The 16159-nt window shown below is 63.0% G+C and carries 14 protein-coding genes and 1 pseudogene; 9 read left to right on the forward strand and 6 right to left on the reverse strand.

From position 1 onward, the window contains the following. Positions 1 to 35 precede the first annotated feature (35 nt). Positions 36 to 1067, forward strand: a complete 1032-nt coding sequence (locus JQ600_RS30515; RefSeq protein ID WP_212490241.1) for a glycosyltransferase family 4 protein — start codon at positions 36 to 38, stop codon at positions 1065 to 1067. A gap of 3 nt (positions 1068 to 1070) precedes the next feature. On the opposite strand, the gene JQ600_RS30520 is transcribed toward JQ600_RS30515, so the two are convergent. From JQ600_RS30520 to rfaD, 4 genes are all read right to left on the reverse strand, one after another. Then, positions 1071 to 3005, reverse strand: coding sequence for an SDR family NAD(P)-dependent oxidoreductase (locus JQ600_RS30520; protein WP_212392278.1), 1935 nt, complete (start codon positions 3003 to 3005; stop codon positions 1071 to 1073). A gap of 153 nt (positions 3006 to 3158) precedes the next feature. Further along, positions 3159 to 4415 (reverse strand): O-antigen ligase, encoded by a 1257-nt coding sequence (locus tag JQ600_RS30525; RefSeq protein ID WP_212392277.1) that lies wholly within the window; start codon positions 4413 to 4415, stop codon positions 3159 to 3161. Then, positions 4412 to 5884 carry a D-glycero-beta-D-manno-heptose-7-phosphate kinase gene (gene rfaE1 / locus JQ600_RS30530; RefSeq protein WP_212392276.1) on the reverse strand — a complete coding sequence of 491 codons (1473 nt, stop codon included), beginning with the start codon at positions 5882 to 5884 and terminating at the stop codon, positions 4412 to 4414. Before rfaE1 ends, JQ600_RS30525 begins: the two co-directional genes overlap by 4 nt. A 20-nt stretch (positions 5885 to 5904) precedes the next feature. Further along, the gene (gene rfaD / locus JQ600_RS30535) at positions 5905 to 6885 is read right to left on the reverse strand and encodes an ADP-glyceromanno-heptose 6-epimerase (protein ID WP_212490242.1); all 981 of its coding nucleotides are present in this window, start codon (positions 6883 to 6885) and stop codon (positions 5905 to 5907) included. Positions 6886 to 7049: 164 nt separating this feature from the next. Between rfaD and waaF the strand changes: the two genes are divergently transcribed. From waaF to JQ600_RS30560, 5 genes are all read left to right on the forward strand, one after another. Beyond that, positions 7050 to 8129 carry a lipopolysaccharide heptosyltransferase II gene (gene waaF, locus JQ600_RS30540; protein WP_212490243.1) on the forward strand — a complete coding sequence of 360 codons (1080 nt, stop codon included), beginning with the start codon at positions 7050 to 7052 and terminating at the stop codon, positions 8127 to 8129. Positions 8130 to 8205: 76 nt separating this feature from the next. Then, positions 8206 to 8808 carry a D-sedoheptulose 7-phosphate isomerase gene (locus JQ600_RS30545; protein WP_212467474.1) on the forward strand — a complete coding sequence of 201 codons (603 nt, stop codon included), beginning with the start codon at positions 8206 to 8208 and terminating at the stop codon, positions 8806 to 8808. Continuing rightward, a complete protein-coding gene (locus JQ600_RS30550) occupies positions 8805 to 9347 on the forward strand; it encodes an HAD family hydrolase (RefSeq protein ID WP_212268934.1) in 543 nt (180 codons plus the stop codon). Before JQ600_RS30545 ends, JQ600_RS30550 begins: the two co-directional genes overlap by 4 nt. A gap of 132 nt (positions 9348 to 9479) precedes the next feature. Next, the gene (locus tag JQ600_RS30555; protein WP_212490244.1) at positions 9480 to 10028 is read left to right on the forward strand and encodes an NUDIX hydrolase; all 549 of its coding nucleotides are present in this window, start codon (positions 9480 to 9482) and stop codon (positions 10026 to 10028) included. A gap of 152 nt (positions 10029 to 10180) precedes the next feature. Further along, entirely contained in the window at positions 10181 to 10633 is a 453-nt protein-coding gene (locus tag JQ600_RS30560; protein ID WP_212490245.1) for a hypothetical protein, read from the forward strand. On the opposite strand, the gene JQ600_RS30565 is transcribed toward JQ600_RS30560, so the two are convergent. Then, on the reverse strand, positions 10611 to 11675 hold the full coding sequence (locus JQ600_RS30565) for a glycosyltransferase family 4 protein (protein WP_212490246.1): 1065 nt from the start codon (positions 11673 to 11675) through the stop codon (positions 10611 to 10613). The two genes, JQ600_RS30560 and JQ600_RS30565, sit on opposite strands and share 23 nt — an antisense overlap. A 130-nt stretch (positions 11676 to 11805) precedes the next feature. On the opposite strand from JQ600_RS30565, the gene galE reads away from it, so the two are divergent. The 3 genes from galE to JQ600_RS30580 all read left to right on the forward strand — a co-directional run bounded on the left by galE (position 11806) and on the right by JQ600_RS30580 (position 15491). Further along, positions 11806 to 12819: a UDP-glucose 4-epimerase GalE gene (galE, locus tag JQ600_RS30570; RefSeq protein ID WP_212268930.1), complete on the forward strand. Its 1014-nt coding sequence runs from the start codon at positions 11806 to 11808 to the stop codon at positions 12817 to 12819. A 108-nt stretch (positions 12820 to 12927) separates the two neighbouring features. Beyond that, a complete protein-coding gene (locus tag JQ600_RS30575) occupies positions 12928 to 14742 on the forward strand; it encodes an ABC transporter ATP-binding protein (RefSeq protein ID WP_212490247.1) in 1815 nt (604 codons plus the stop codon). Between the two features lie 47 nt (positions 14743 to 14789). Beyond that, on the forward strand, positions 14790 to 15491 hold the full coding sequence (locus JQ600_RS30580) for a fumarylacetoacetate hydrolase family protein (RefSeq protein ID WP_212268928.1): 702 nt from the start codon (positions 14790 to 14792) through the stop codon (positions 15489 to 15491). A 112-nt stretch (positions 15492 to 15603) separates the two neighbouring features. Here the strand turns inward: JQ600_RS30580 and JQ600_RS30585 are convergent. Then, positions 15604 to 16159, reverse strand: a pseudogene (locus tag JQ600_RS30585) (hypothetical protein); the annotation flags it as partial.

The following is a 16159-nucleotide window of genomic DNA, read 5'->3' on the forward strand; positions in this document are numbered from 1 at the left end:
ATACCGAAAATCGGACAATCGCCAGTTATGCTCCTATGACCGTCCTTGCACTAACCACATCGCTGGCAATCGCGGCCACGGCCGCGGTGATATGTGCAATGCTGATTGTGGCGCTGCGTCCCCTGCTGCAGCGCTACGCGCTCGCAAGGCCGAATGCGCGATCGTCGCATGTAACGCCGACGCCCCAGGGCGGGGGGTTGGCCGTCATTGCCGCGACCGCCATCGGCGCGGCATTGACAGTTTTGTCCGGCTCGACCGCTTCAGGAACGGCCATTCTGATCGTGCTTGCTGCAGCTTTCTGCCTCGCTGCCGTAGGCATGGTCGACGATCTTCGCCCGATCCCGGTGATTCCCCGCCTGACGCTTCAACTGGCCGTGGTCGTGGTGCTGTTCACGGCCCTTCCGCCACAAATCCGAATCTTCGAGATCATCCCCGTTGCGATCGAGCGGGCATTCATCGTGCTGGGGATGCTCTGGTTCATCAATCTCGTCAATTTCATGGACGGTCTTGACTGGATGACGGTTGCCGAGATGGTTCCGTTGACTGTCGCGCTCGGTGTGATCGCGCTGCTGGGTGAGGCTCCTGCGGACATCCTGCCGATCGCGCTGGGGCTTGCCGGCGCCCTGTTGGGATTCGCGCCGTTCAACCGGCCCGTGGCCAAACTGTTCCTCGGCGACGTTGGCAGCCTGCCGATCGGCCTGCTCACCGGCTGGTGCCTGCTTGAACTGGCATCCCGTCAACACCTCGCCGCAGCCATTTTGCTTCCACTGTATTATCTGTCCGATGCGACCATCACCTTGTTTTGGCGACTGGCCAAAGGCGAACGCTTCTGGGACGCGCATCGATCGCACTTCTATCAGCGAGCGACGGATAACGGGTTCAGCGTCACGCAGGTCGTCGCCCGCGTTTTCCTGCTCAACCTCGCCTTGGCTGGCCTTGCGATGGCGACGATCGCGGCCTCCTCAAGAAGCATCGATCTGACGATGCTGGCGCTTGGAGCTTTCGGTGTTGCGGCCGTCTTGTTTCAGTTTTCGCAGGCGCGCGTTGCGCAGACAGACCAGCGCTAGCGGTCAAGCCACGGTCGATCCGAATTCGGGAACCGCGTCCTTGAGCACCGCCCTGATGGTGGCACGATCGTCTCTTGCAATCGCCTCCTCCAGTATCGCGAGCCACTTGCGAAGCACCTGCATCGGCGGCTCGTTGGGCTTGGCGGCCATGATGCCGGCCACGCCGATCTCGATGGTCGGTTCCTCGCTGGCGAACAGGATTTCGTTCAGCCGTTCTCCCGGCCGCATTCCGCTAAAGACGATTTCGATGTCGTAACCGGGCTGCAGGCCGGACAGCCTTATCATGCGCTCGGCGAGATCGACGATCTTCACCGGTTGTCCCATGTTGAGCACATAGACCGAAACATCGGGACGTGCCGGCGTCATCGCATGCGTCGCGGCCGTGAGCACCAGATCGCAGGCCTCGCGGATGGTCATGAAGTACCTGACCATGTCGGGATGGGTGACCGTGACCGGACCGCCCGCCTCGATCTGCGCCTTGAACTTCGGCACGACAGATCCGTTCGACGCCAGCACGTTGCCGAACCGCACGGAAATCAGCCGCATCCGCGGCTTGCCGTCCGACTGCGTCGCCAGGTCATGGTCCAGCGCCTGGCAGTACATTTCGGCAAAGCGCTTGGTCAGGCCCAGCATCGAGACCGGCTCGATCGCCTTGTCGGTCGAAATCATCACCATCGCCTTGGCGCCGGCGGCCAGCGCTGCGTCGGCAACATTGACCGAGCCGAAGATGTTGGTCTTGACCCCCTCGCTCCAGTCGCGTTCGAGGATCGGCACATGCTTGAGCGCGGCGGCGTGGAACACGATATCCGGCTTGAACTCGCTCATCAGGCGCATGATCCGCTCGCGATCCCGGATATCGGCGATCCGGCCGTCGATCTGCGCAGCGGTCCCGCTCTCGACCAGCGATTCGGTGATCGCATAGAGCGCCGGTTCCGAATGCTCGATCACCAGCAGCCGTGCGGCGCCGAACGTCGTCACGCGTTCGCAAATTTCCGAACCGATCGACCCGCCGCCACCGGTCACGATGACGGATTTGCCCTTCACCAGGGTTTCGAGACGCGCGTAGTCGATGGTCTCGCTCGGACGCAGCAGCAGGTCCTCGACGGCAACCGTGGTCAGCCGCGGCGTTTCTCCGCTTTCCAGCGACGGCAGCCGGCTGACGATCATGCCGAGCCGGCGGGCGCGCATCAGTACCGCCTCGGGCCTCGCTTCCGGCTCGAACGCCGATGGCGCCATCACGAGGCGCGCGATCGGCTTGCCGCGCGCCTCGAAATCGCGAACCACGTCCTCGATGTCGTCGATTCCGCCCAGCACGGGAATGTTGCGGATCAACTGCCCGCGATCGGCCGGCGACGGCGACAACACGCCGACCGGCCAGATGCGTTTGACGGCGCCACTCTCGATAGCGCGCAGCAGAATCTCGGCGTCCGCAGCGCGGCCGACCAGAAGTGCCGGCGAAGCGTTCTCGGCCTTCGCATGAAGTCGCGCGCGCGTGTAACGAAAATACCGATAGGCGAACCGCAATCCGCTCAGGAAGAACACCTCGAGAAACCAGTAGAGGATGATGGTGATCTTGCCGATAAAGAACGCACCCGGCACGTTCGGCGCGACCGGCATGCCAAGGACGTTCGGCGCAACGAACACGTAGTCGAGCACCACGAGCGCGAGCGTCAGGATCGTCGCCGCGCGCAGGATGTTCAACGCATCCGGCAGCGAAATGAACCGCCATTTCGTCGTGGTGAGATGGGAGAAGTAGCAAACGACAACGCTGAATACGACGAAAAAAGGTAGTATGCGCAGCAGCAACGGCAGGCGATCGTAGAACATGTCGCCTTCGAACCGGAGATAGAAGCTGGCAAACAACGCTGCGCCGGTCGCAAGCGCATCATGCGTTGCGATCAGCAGGTTCCGCAGCGTTAATTGGGAAAGACGCATCATGCTCTTGATCAACTAAACCTGTCCCGCAACGTCAAACCTCGCTGATAGCTCATCTCGATCACCCAAACCAGCGTTTACGGCCGGTGTTGCTGATCCGGGATTCGCTCAGCCTGTGGACGCCGGCATCGCGCTTCCGCCCCTGGTATCCTTGGCCTAAGTATCCTTGGCCCTCAGTATCATGCCGCCGGCCACTCCGACACCCAGCACGTACATCCAGCCCTCGTGGAAATCGAACAGATGCGAGTTGAACAATGAGCTGAAGAAGTTCTGCAGGACGACCATGAGGCCGATCCAGGCCACCAGGCCTTCGCCACGAAACAACAGCAGGTGCACCAGCCACATCGCATACAAGAGGACGACCCCGACGGAACCCCATTGGACCGCGACGTTAAGCGTCTGGTTATGCGGATTTCCGATTACCTCGCCCTGGGCAAGTCCCGCGGGACCGGTGGCGGCGGCCTCGAACAGCCTCCGCGTCGATCCGGTCCCGTGTCCGATGATCGGCGCCTCGGCAAAAAACCGCAGCGACTTCTCCCAGAATACCAGCCGCAAGCCGAGCGACGTCGGCTGGTTGAGTTCCTTGTACAACCTGTAATCTCGCGTGAACCTGTCCGTCGTCGCCTGCAACTGGGGCGAGGCGATCCATGCCAGCCCGCCCAGCACGATCGCGGTCAGGAACAGGATGACGTTGGTCCGCCATTTCAGGTGCATCAGCGCGAATACCGCGAGCATGACCGGCATGGTGACGAGCGCTGTGCGCGACACGATGACGAACGCCATGTTGGCGAGCAGGCTTGCCGCAATCGAGATCAGCAGCAATGCCTGCCAGAACTTCTTGTCCCGCAACAGTGTGATGACGGGATAAGCGAGTACGACCGCGCACAGTGCAAATTCCTGGCTCTGGTCGATGTAGTTCTTGACGAAAATACCACGGTCGGCCCCCTCCGGTTTGAGCGACAGGCCGGGATATATCAGGACCAGCCAGGACATCACCATCAGCAGCGCGCAGGAGACCAGAAAGGCGACCAACACCCACATGCCGCGCGCCGAGCGTTCGAAATGATAGAACAGCAGCGGCAGTACAAGGAGCTTCGTTGCGGGACTGAGGGCGTACCTGCGCACGTCCCACGGCGCGTCGGACCAAAGCGTCCCGACCAGCGCCAGCAGAAACAGCGCGATCGGTAACGCGCAGATCGGCCGCTTCAGCGATTGCAGAAAAAGCCTCAAATCGAGCGTCGGCGCGACCGCCAGCAGCCAGATCACAGCAAAGATGCCGACCAGCGAGGTTGACCAGGGCAGCGAGAACGCGATCAGCACCGCGAAAATATCGGCAGCTTTCACCCACCAGGCGGGATCGCGCCAAACCGGCAGCGCCTGGCCTCCCGGCGAAGTGGCCGTCTTGGCGTTCACGCTGCGCCCCCGCGGGCGCGGTCGACCAGCGAGGTCGTAGAGTGACCGGGCAGGATATCGATCAGCAGCACCTCGCCGCCGCAGGCCTCGACGACCTCATAGCCGACGACCTGCTCGCGGGTATAGTCGCCGCCCTTGACCAGCACGCTCGGCTTCACGCGCGTGATCAGGTCGATCGGCGTGTCCTCTTCGAAGATCGCGACGAGGTCGACCGCCTCCAGCGCCGCCAGCACCTCGGCGCGCGCGCGTTCGTCCTGCACCGGGCGCCCCTCGCCCTTCAGCCGCTTGACCGAGGCGTCGCTGTTCAGTCCGACGATCAGGCGGTCGCAGGCGCCGCGCGCCGCGGTCAGCACTTTCACGTGGCCGGGATGCAGAATGTCGAAACAGCCATTGGTGAAACCGACGCGCAGGCCCTGTTTGCGCCATTCCGCCAGATGAACATCGAGGTCGCCGCCGGCCGCCACGATTTTTTCCTCGGCCGCCAGCGACGCATGCGGCAGGATTTTTCGCCGCAGTTCAGCCGGCGTGACGACGGCCGCGCCCTTCTTGCCGACGGCGACGGCGGCCGCCGCGTTCGCCACCCGCAATGCCGTTTCCCAATCGGCGCCCGCGGCCAGCGCCAGCGCCAGCGCCGCCGCCACGGTGTCACCTGCGCCGGAGAAGTCACGCACCTTGACCGGATGACCCGGCACATGAATCACCTCACCCGCGCGCGGTACCAGCGTCATGCCGCGCTCGCCCTGCGTTACCAGCACGGCTTCGCAATCCGCCAACTGCATGATTTCCTGCGCGGCGTCGGCAATGCTCTTCTCGGTGTCGACGCGACTGCGAGTCGCCTCCGCGAATTCCTTGCGATTGGGCTTGAGCAAGGTCGCGCCGCGATAAATCGCAAGATTGGCGCTCTTGGGATCGACGATCACGCGTTTGCCTAGCTTGCGCGCGGCGTCGATGACGTTGCGGATCACCCGCGCGGTCAGCACGCCCTTGGCGTAGTCGGACAACAGCACGATGTCGGCGCGCGGCAACAGCGGCAGGATGGCATCGATCAGCTTCTGTTCGATTTCGGGGGAAGCCGGTTTGGCTAGTTCCCAATCCGCGCGCAGCATGTGGGTAGAGGAATGCTCGGATACGAAGCGCACCTTGCGCGTCGTCAACCGTGCCGGATCGCACACCAGCACACTTTCGATCAAGCTTTCCTGTGCCAGTTCGGCCCGCAAGGTCTTGCCGGCGGTATCGTCACCGGTCAGTCCAACAAAGAGACAACGCGCGCCAAGTGAGGCGATGTTGCGCGCGACATTGCCGGCGCCGCCGATATCGGTTTCGCTGCGCTGGACCGCGATGACAGGCGCGGGAGCCTCCGGCGAAATCCGGGAGACCTCACCATAGACGAACTCATCGAGCATGAGATCGCCGACGCAGAGGACGGTCTGCCGGGTCATCGCATGCGACAGGGCATCAAAATCAAACATATGGTCTTACCTGTGGCCCGTCAGCGGAAGCGATCGGCGCGGTCGAGGAAACCCTTCACGTAGGCGTCGACCGCGTCTTCCAGCGCCGTGAAGCCACCGTTATATCCGGCGTGCTGCAGCCGATCGACTTCGCTCTGGGTGAAATATTGATAGCTGCCGCGAATCTGTTCGGGCATGTCGATATACTCAATGTTCGGTTTGGCGCCGAGCGCGGCATAGGCTGATAGCATCAGGTCGCGAAAGCTACGCGCGGTGCCGGTTCCGACGTTGAACAGACCGCTGACACCGGGCGTCGCCAGCAGCCAAATCATCACGCGAACGACGTCGTCGACATAGATGAAATCGCGGCGCTGATCGCCGTCCGCAATCCCCTCGCGATGCGACTTGAACAGCTGCACGGGGCGACCGGCCTTGACGTCGTCGAAGCGCCGCGCCAGCACGCTCATCATCGTGCCTTTATGATATTCATTGGGCCCGAACACGTTGAAGAATTTTAGCCCGGCCCATTGCGGCGGCAACCGCTCGCCGCGCGCGGCGCGTTCGGCCACCGCCATGTCGAACAGATGCTTGCTCCAGCCGTACAGATTCATCGGCCGCAGCTTTCTCAGGTTTTCCACGGACTGGTCGTCGCGAAAGCCTCGCTCGCCGTCGCCATAGGTCGCCGCAGAGGACGCATAGATCAGCGGCGTCGCATTCGCGGTGCACCAGTCGAGCAGCCGCATCGACAGCCGGAAATTGGTTTCGATGACGAGATCGCCGTCGGTTGCGGTCGTCTCGGAAATGGCCCCGAGATGGATCACGGCCTCTAGCCGCCGGCCCTTCAGCCAGTCCGTCAGTTCCGCCGGCGGGACGAAGTCGGCAAGCTGGCGCTTGGCGAGATTATGCCATTTGCCGTCATGGCCCAGGATGTCGCACACGGCCACGTCGGTGCGGCCCGCGTCGTTCAACGCGGCCACGACGTTCGATCCGATAAAACCGGCGCCCCCGGTCACCAGTAACATGCCATCCCCTGCCGTGATTGTGCGGCGCCAGCTTTGCCTCAGACGCGCCCGGCAGGCAACTTTGGTTGTGGGCCTTGGTGAAGACCGCCGGGTGCGGCTTTACCTGCCGGTTAGGAGCGGTTACCTCCGGAGCCGGAAAAGGCCGGGCGCCAGACGCATAAGACATGAATACAGATTCATCAGATGGGATCGCGATCGAGGATTCGGCAGACACCAGGCCGATCCTGATCATCCCGTATATGTGGATCGGCGACTTCGTCCGAGGCCATACGGTGGTGCGCGTTCTCAAACAGCGCTGGCCGAACCGGCCGGTCGACCTGCTGGTGACCTCCCTTTGCGCGCCCCTGGTCGATTACATGCCGGGGGTTCGCGCCGGGATTGTCTGGGACCTGCCGCGCAGCCGGCTGGCGGTGGCCAAACAGCAGGGTCTGGCCAGGGAATTACGGTCGCGGGGCTATGCGACCGCCCTGGTCCTGCCCCGGACCTGGAAGGCGGCGATTGCCCCGACGCTTGCCGGTATCCCGGAACGGGTAGGTTTCTTCGGCGAAGCCCGGTTCGGGCTGATCAACCGGATGCGCTGGGGCGAGAAGGCCCTGCCTCGCTTTATCGACAAGAATGCCGCGCTGGCGCTGCCCGATGGCGCGGCATTGCCGCCGGAATGGCCGGTGCCGCAATTGGCCGTGCCGCCGGAAGATGCCAGCCATTGGCGGCAGGCCAATGGGCTGGGTACGGGGCCTGCGGTGGCGCTAGGGCCGGGTTCCGTCGGGGCGTCCAAGCGCTGGACCTACTTTCCGGAAGCGGCCCGGCTGCTGGCAGAACGCGGCTTTGAGGTCTGGGTGGTCGGCGGTCCCGGCGAAAAGGCGCTGGCGCAGGAGATCGTGGCCGTCGGGGGACCTCGAATCCGCGACCTCACCGGGTCAGACCTGCGCAACGGAATCCTGGCGATGGCGGCGGCCAGCGTCGCCATCTCAAATGATTCCGGCCTGATGCACATTGCGGCCGCGATCGGCACGCCGACCATGGGCATTTTCGGGCCGACCAGCCCCTATCTCTGGGCGCCGCTGAACGGCCTGGCTGCGACGGTCCTGCAAACCAGATCGCAGCTTGCCTGCCAGCCCTGCCAGCGCACGGTCTGCACCATGAACGAGCATCGCTGCATGCGCGACATCCCGGCATCCGACGTGGTCGAGATCGTGCAGCGCGTGCTCGGCGAAGCCCGCGCGCGTGCGCAGCTCCCCCCGTGACCTTGCGCATGGACCGCACGATCAGTACCAAGACTTCCAAGGTAGAACTTGCGCGTTGCAACCCTGACGGTGCATTTTGAGCCAGAATTCGAAAGATCTGATCGCCGCCCACCTGAAAGAGTCGCTCGTCGCGCTCGAACGCGCCAACAGCGACGCGGCACTGCTGGCCGTCGCGCACGCCATTGCAGCCGCGATCATTGCGGCGCTGCGCGCCGGCAACAAGCTTCTGATCATCGGCAATGGCGGCAGCGCCGGCGACGCCCAGCACATCGCCGCCGAAATCGTCGGCCGCTACAAGCAGGACCGGCCCGGCTACGCGGCGATTGCGCTCACGACAGACACGTCGGCGCTGACGGCAATCGGCAATGATTACGGCTATGAACAGATTTTCGCCCGCCAGGTTGAAGGCCTCGGCGTGCGCGGCGACGTGCTGCTCGCGCTCACCACGTCGGGCCGCTCGCCGAACATCCTGACGGCATTGCGCAAGGCGCGCGAGCGCGGTCTTGTCACGGTCGGCTTCACCGGGGGCAAGGGCGCGGCCATGGGCGCGGATTGCGATCATCTGCTGGTGGCGCCGACCGACGACACACCGGTGGTGCAGCAGATCCATCTCGCGATGGGTCACGGCATCTGCGACGAGATCGAGCAGGCCATGATGCGCGAGGCCTCTCCGAAATGAGCGGCGCCGACCTCGCCCGCGCCATCCAGAAGCCCGCCGCCTTCCTCGACCGCGACGGGGTCGTCAACCATGACGACGGCTATGTTGGAACGCGGGAACGGATTCGCTGGATGCCGAATGTGGCAAAGGCGATCCGGCGGCTGAACGATGCCGGCTATTTCGTGTTCTTCTTCACCAACCAGGCCGGTATCGCGCGCGGTTATTTCACCGAAGCCGAACTCAACACGCTGCATGACTGGATGCGCGCCGAGCTCGCGGCGCAAGGCGCCGTCATCGACGATATCAGGTACTGCCCGCACCATCCGGAAGGCACCGTCGCCGGCTATCTCGAGAATCATCATTGGCGCAAGCCAAGCCCCGGCATGATCCATGATCTGATGGCGCACTGGCCGGTGCGTCAGGCGGGCAGCTTTGTCATTGGCGACCGCCCGACCGATATCGAGGCCGGGGCAGCCGTCGGCCTGCCGGGTTTTCTTTTTGCAGGCGGCGACCTCGATGCGTATGTCGCAGATATTCTAAGGCAGGTGTGCGCTGCGTGACTTGCTACCTTCCGAGGCTCCCCTCAGCATCGGATCGTTTCTACGGTAGTACCAAGTGGTATAGGGTCCAAACGCTTCCGGGCGACTGGCCAGTCAACCCAAACGACCATCTCACCAAGTGAGGAGGGTTTCTTGATTCTGCCTTGGACACTACTGTCGAGCGAAATGGTCTTCGACCACCGTTGGTATAAGCTCCGGCGAGACACCGTTAAATTGCCTGACGGGCGCGTTGTTGACGATTACTTTGTCTCGCAGCGGCCCAGTGTGGCTATTGCGGTCCCGATCACAACAGAAAACAAGCTTATCCTTGTTCGGCAGTATAAGCATGCCGTGCAGGCAATCACGCTGGAATTCCCGGCCGGCACCTTTCGGTCGGAATCACCTGTGACGGCAGCAGCGCGGGAGCTCGAAGAAGAGACCGGCTATTCGCCGAGCAGCATGATGGACTTGGGAACCTGCTTTGACGATTCAAGCAAGAATTCGAATCTAGTGCATATTTTCCTTGCGAGCGAATGTGAGCTGACAGGAAAGCAACGCCTTGACGAGTTGGAAGCGGCGTCAGGAGTCGAAGTTGTATTAATGTCGCTGCAGGAAGTGATCAAGGCGCTCGAAGACGGAGAAATAAAATCCATGTCTTCAGTTGCCGCGGGCTATAAGGCGCTCCGCGCAATCGGAGCGTAAAATCACGAAGGCAAGTATCGGCCGCTTGTCGCTGAATGGCCCTTCGCGGCATATTCCGCACGAGCTTGGTCGCTAACGGGGCGAAGCGGACTAGCCTCGCGTCACGCGCAACGGATTTACAGCTACACGGCCTAGCCGAAGAGGAATCGAACATGGCCGATCAACCACGCGGCGTTGGGCCGGAAGAAGCGCGGACGAAAGGCGTCTCGATCGAACATAACGAAATGCCAAACGGCGAATTTCGATTTCGCCTGAAGCACGACGATGGAACGGCCTATATCCGGACCGAGGCGACCGACAGCGGCGGCTGGCAAAAGAGCCATTTTCACCGCAACGTTCGCGAAACCTATATCGTCCAGCGGGGCAGAGTGGCTCTCGCCGAACTGGTCGAAGGCGCTTTGAAGATCCGCATATTCGGACCGAACGAGATATGCACCACCGAGCCGAACGTTTCGCACAACGTTTACATGTATCGCAATTCGGTCATTCACACCGTCAAGCACGGCGAGGCCGGCGATAGCGCCGACTGGCACTCAAATCCTCTTCTTGATGAGAAAACAGCTCATCTGGATGAATCGGACATCACGCGTTTGGAGACGAAATAGAAAGACCGCGATAAACCTCGGCGATCGCATTGGCTTCAGCTTCGAGACTAAACTTCTCCAGCACGCGCGCTCGCGCCCGCACCCCCATCGCCGCCGCCGAGGCAGGATCGCGCATCAGCGGTTCCAGCGCCGTCACCAAGGCATCAGCGTCGCCGGGCGGCGTCAGCACGCCGGTGACGCCGTCCTCGACCACGAATTCGGCCGCGCCCGCCCGCGACGCCACCAGCGCCGCGCCGGACGACATCGCCTCGATCAGCGTCAATCCAAAGCCTTCGTTGCGCGAGGTGAAGGCGTAGATCGTCAGCCGCTGATACCAGCGCTGCACTTCCTCGATCTCGATCTCGCCGGTAATGATAATTCGTGACTGCAAACCGGCAGCCTCGATCTGCTTTTTCAGGCCATTCGCAAAGCCTTGCTGCTCGGGCACAACAGCGCCGACGATGACAGCGGTGAAGTCCGGATAGCGCGGCAGCAGCCGGCACATCGCCTCCACGAAGACGTCGCTGCCCTTTTGCGCGCGGACGCGGCCGAAGCAGCCGATCGCATAACGGCCCGGCAATCCGCTTTGCGCAAACGCCGCCGCGCGATCGGCCGGCGGCGCATAGCTGATAGTATCGACGCCATGCATCACGACCGTTGCTTCACGCTTGAGGAAAGAGGCCGAGAGCGCGCTGGTGGCGATGATCGCGTCCATGCGCCGGATCAGCCAGCGCGTCAGCGATTTATGATGCCGCTGCGCCGCCGACGTGAACACGAGCTTCAGCGGCCAGCCGAGCGCGCGCAACAACACGCCGGCAATCATTTCGTCGTTGCGCCGCGCGTGCCAGATCAGCGGCGTGCGGCGGCGCCAGAGTTTTGGCAAATCGCCGAACCCCATCCGCGCTATGCCGTCGGGGGCGTGGGAACCGAGCCATGCCGCGCGAAACATCCGGGCGAGTTTCGGCGCCACCATCCGGTTGGTTGCGGTGACGCCGGAATAGCGCCTGTGCAGATTCGGCACGATCAGCTGCAGATCATCGGCTGAATTGTTCTCGATCGGCACGTCCGGCTCCGTTTACGAGGGTTCCTATACGCAACATTAAGCATAGTGGCCAGTTCGCTCATGACGAAACCCACTCTTCATCGCGCCCCGGCTAGCATCGGCGGCAACAACTGGGAGAGAGGGTAAGCCCATGACCGTGCTTGTCACCGGTGGCGCCGGCTATATCGGAAGTCATATGGTTCACGCGCTGGCGGACGCCGGCGAAAGCGTCGTCGTGATCGACAATCTCTCCACCGGATTCTCCGCCTTCCTGCCCGAGGGCGTGCCGCTGTTCATCGGCGACGCCGGCGACGAAAACCTCGTCGAGGGCGTGCTGTCCCAGCACGGCGTCGAGAGCATCATCCATTTCGCCGGCTCCGTGGTGGTGCCGGATTCGATGCGCGATCCCCTGGCTTATTACCGCAACAACACCATGACGACGCGCAGCCTGCTGAACGCGGCCGTCAAGGGCGGCGTCAACCGCTTCATCTTTTCGTCGACCGCCGCCGTCTATGGCAATCCGGATGCTGTGCCGGTGCCCGAGCATGCGCCGACCCGGCCGCTGTCGCCCTACGGTTCTTCCAAGTTGATGACCGAACTGATGCTGCACGACGTCGCCGCGGCGCACGATCTGAAATATGTCGCGCTGCGTTACTTCAATGTCGCCGGCGCCGATCCGAAGGGACGCGTCGGCCTTGCCACCGTCGGTGCGACGCATCTTCTGAAGATCGCCGTCGAAGCCGCCACCGGACAGCGCGCCAAGATCGACGTGTTCGGGACCGATTACCCGACGCCGGACGGCAGCTGCATCCGCGATTTCATCCATGTCAGCGACCTCGCGCAGGCGCACCTCGCCGCGCTGTCGTATCTGCGCAGCGGCGGCAGTTCGGTCACGCTGAACTGCGGCTATGGCCGCGGCTATTCGGTGCTGGAGACCATCGAGGCGGTGCGCCGCGTCGCGATGCGCAATTTCGCGGTTCAATACGCGCCGCGCCGGCCCGGCGACATCATGACCATGGTCGCCGACACCAGCCGCATCCGCGCCACGCTGGACTGGACGCCGCAATATGATGATCTCGAGACCATCGCCACCCACGCGCTGGCCTGGGAAGAGCGGCTGTTCCACGAGCGCGGCGGCCTCGGCCGGCAAGCGGAATCGGCGTAAAATCAAGCTGTTATTTGGCTTGAAAAACCGTCATTTAGCGGGCAAGCAGTCACCGTAGCAGCCCTGACACGCGGGTAATTCATGCCCAGCGCCGTCAATGGAACGCGGATGACCGAGCTTCCAAGAGAAATTCCGAGAAAAATCACCGACGACCCCTATGGCGCGGCGATCCTGATTCGCCGCCTGGTGGCCGAACAGGGCCTCGCCTACTGGCGGCGCTATCTGCTGGCGTTCGCGCTGATGGGGGTTGCGGCGGCGACGACGGCCGGTTCCGCCTATCTGCTCGGCGAAGTCATCAACAAGGCCTATGTCGACAAGGACGTGCGCGGGATTGCGATCCTGTCGCTGGTCACCATCGTCATCTTCACGCTCAAGGGTGCGGCGACCTACGGCCACACCGTGATCCTGTCGCAGATCGGCAACGCGATCCTCGCCAACAACCAGCGCCAGCTGTTTGCCAAGCTGATGAGCGAAAACATCGCCTTCTTTTCCGAACGGCATTCCTCGGAATTTCTGGCACGGCTGACCGCCGGCGCCACGTCGGTGACGCAGGTCCTCAATCTTTTGATCAACGCCATCGGACGCGATCTGCTGTCGTTGATCGCGCTCGTCGTGGTCATGCTGATGACGGACCCGTACATGGCGCTGCTGGGTTTCGGCGTGGCCCCCCCGGCGATGCTGGTGCTGCGCAAGCTCGTCAAGCGCATCAAGGGCCTTGCGCACAACCAGTTTTCCGGCACCGCCGACATCATGGAAACCATGCAGGAATCGCTGCAGGGCATCCGCACCGTGAAAGCGTTCACGCTCGAGCAGGCGATGCGCGAGCGCATCGACGCCAGCATCACCGCCGTCGAACGTAATGCCAACAAGATGGCGCGGGTCTCCAGCCGATCGAGCCCGCTGATGGAAACGCTGGGCGGTTTCGCGATCGCCGCGGGGCTGATGTATGGCGGCTATCGCGTGGTCGCGATGGGCGCCTCGCCCGGCCAGTTCTTTTCGTTCCTGACCGCGTTCCTCCTGGCCTATGAGCCGGCCAAGCGGCTGGCGCGGCTCAATATCGAGTTGAACAGCAATCTGATCGGCGCGCGCAAACTGCTGGAAATCGTCGACAGCCCGCCGACCGAGCCCGCCGACGACGACAAGCCGGCCCTGAAGCTCTCGGACGCGCGGGTCGAGTTTCGCGACGTGACCTTCGGTTACCGGCCGAACGAGCCGGTGCTGCGCCGCATGAGCTTCATCGCCGAACCCGGCAAGACCACCGCTTTGGTCGGCCCGTCCGGCGGCGGCAAATCCACCGTGCTGGCGCTGCTGCTGCGGCTCTACGAGGTGGGCGCCGGCGCCATCCTGATCGATGGGCAGGCGATCTCGGGCGTGTCGCGCCATTCGCTGCGCCAGCAGACCGGCTATGTCGGCCAGGACGTCTATTTGTTCCGCGACACCATCGGCGCCAACATCGCCTTCGGCAAGGTCGGCGCCACCAGGGACGAAATCGAGGCCGCCGCCAAGGCCGCCTGTGCCCACGACTTCATCATGGGTTTTCCGCTCGGCTACGACACCCCGGTCGGCGAGCACGGTACGCAACTCTCCGGCGGCCAGCGCCAGCGCATCGCGGTGGCCCGCGCGCTGATCAAGAACGCGCCGATCATCCTGCTGGACGAGGCCACCGCCGCGCTGGATTCGGAATCCGAAAAAGCCGTACAGGAGGCCATCGAGCATCTGTGCCGGAACCGGACCACGATCGTGATCGCCCACCGCCTGCACACCATCATGCACGCCGACGCCATTCTGGTGGTCGAAGGCGGCGAGATCGTCGAGCGCGGCCAGCATGACGACCTGTTGCGGCGCGGCGGGCGCTACGCCTCGTTCTTCCGCCTGCAACAGCGCAGCCATCCCAGTCTGGCGCCGATCAGCGCAACCGCGTAAAGCTATCGCCGCCGTTCCACCCCAAAACCCGTCCAGAGACCCATTTCATGAACGCCGCATCCTACGTCATTCCCGCTCCCCCGCAGCCTTCGCTTCCCGTCGTCGGTGAATCGAAATCCTATCCCGTGCGCCGCATCTGGTGCGTCGGGCGCAACTATCTCGAGCACATCCGCGAGATGGGCAATGACGAGCGCGCGCCGCCGTTCTTCTTCGCCAAGCACGCCGACATGCTGGTGGCCGATGGCGCCACCATCCCCTACCCGCCGCTGACCAAGGACCTGCATCACGAGGTCGAACTGGTCGTCGCGATGAAGGGCGGCGGCCTCAATATTCCCGCCGAGAAGGCGCTCGACCATGTCTACGGCTATGCCGTCGGCATCGACTTGACCCGCCGCGACCTGCAGATCGCCTCGCGCAAAAAGGAGCGCCCGTGGGAAGTCGGCAAGTCGTTCGACTATTCCGCGCCCTGCTCGGCGCTGCAGCCGGCCTCGAAGATCGGCCATCCCGCCAAGGGCAAGATCTGGCTTACCGTCAACGGCGCCGAAACCCAGAAGGGCGACCTCACCGAGCTGATCTGGAACGTGCCTGAAATCATCTGGCAGCTCTCGCAGCAGGTCGCGCTCGCCGCCGGCGACATCATCATGACGGGTACGCCGGCCGGCGTCTCCCAGCTCAAGCCGGGCGACAAGATCGAATGCGGCGTCGACGGCGTCGGCACGCTGAAGGTTGCGATCGGCAATCCGGAATAGACAGTCGCGAAACGCATGCTGCAAAAAGCAGAGCCCCGGATCTGATCCGGGGCTTTTTCCGGGGGTGTCTTATGAAGCCGCGAAGCGTCGGATACGGAAAGCACTCTCGCGACTAGACCGTCGTGAGGCCGAACATATCCCAAGCGCTCCAACCGGTGCCATCGAAGGCCCGGACGAACATGGTTTCCGAGCCACCGGCCGTCCCGCCCCTTATCCAGACATTTGCAAGGTCGGAGGCAGCGACGGTAATTTCGGTTTCTGCATTGTTATGATAATTGTTGGGCGTCCAGATATAGGCACTGTTGGCACCGCTGCCGCCATCCCAGAACTGATACTGGGTTGCGGCATTGCCATCGGCATCGGAATAATTGACCCAGCTTGATACCTGCGCCCACGTATTCGCATTCACACTGTGATCGTTGATCGTCGCCACCGGCGCCGTGTTCGGGATTGTGGTGAATACGAAGCTGTCCCAGGCGCTCCAACCGGTGCCATCGAAGGCCCGGACGAACATGGTTTCCGAGCCACCGGCCGTCCCGCCCCTTATCCAGACATTTGCAAGGTCGGAGGCAGCGACGGTAATTTCGGTTTCTGCAGCGTGATGATAATTGTTGGGCGTCCAGAAATAGGCACTGTTGGCACCGCTGCCGCCATCCCAGAACTGATAC

Origin of the sequence: Bradyrhizobium sp. AUGA SZCCT0176, from assembly GCF_018130145.1 — a bacterium.
Lineage (GTDB): Bacteria > Pseudomonadota > Alphaproteobacteria > Rhizobiales > Xanthobacteraceae > Bradyrhizobium.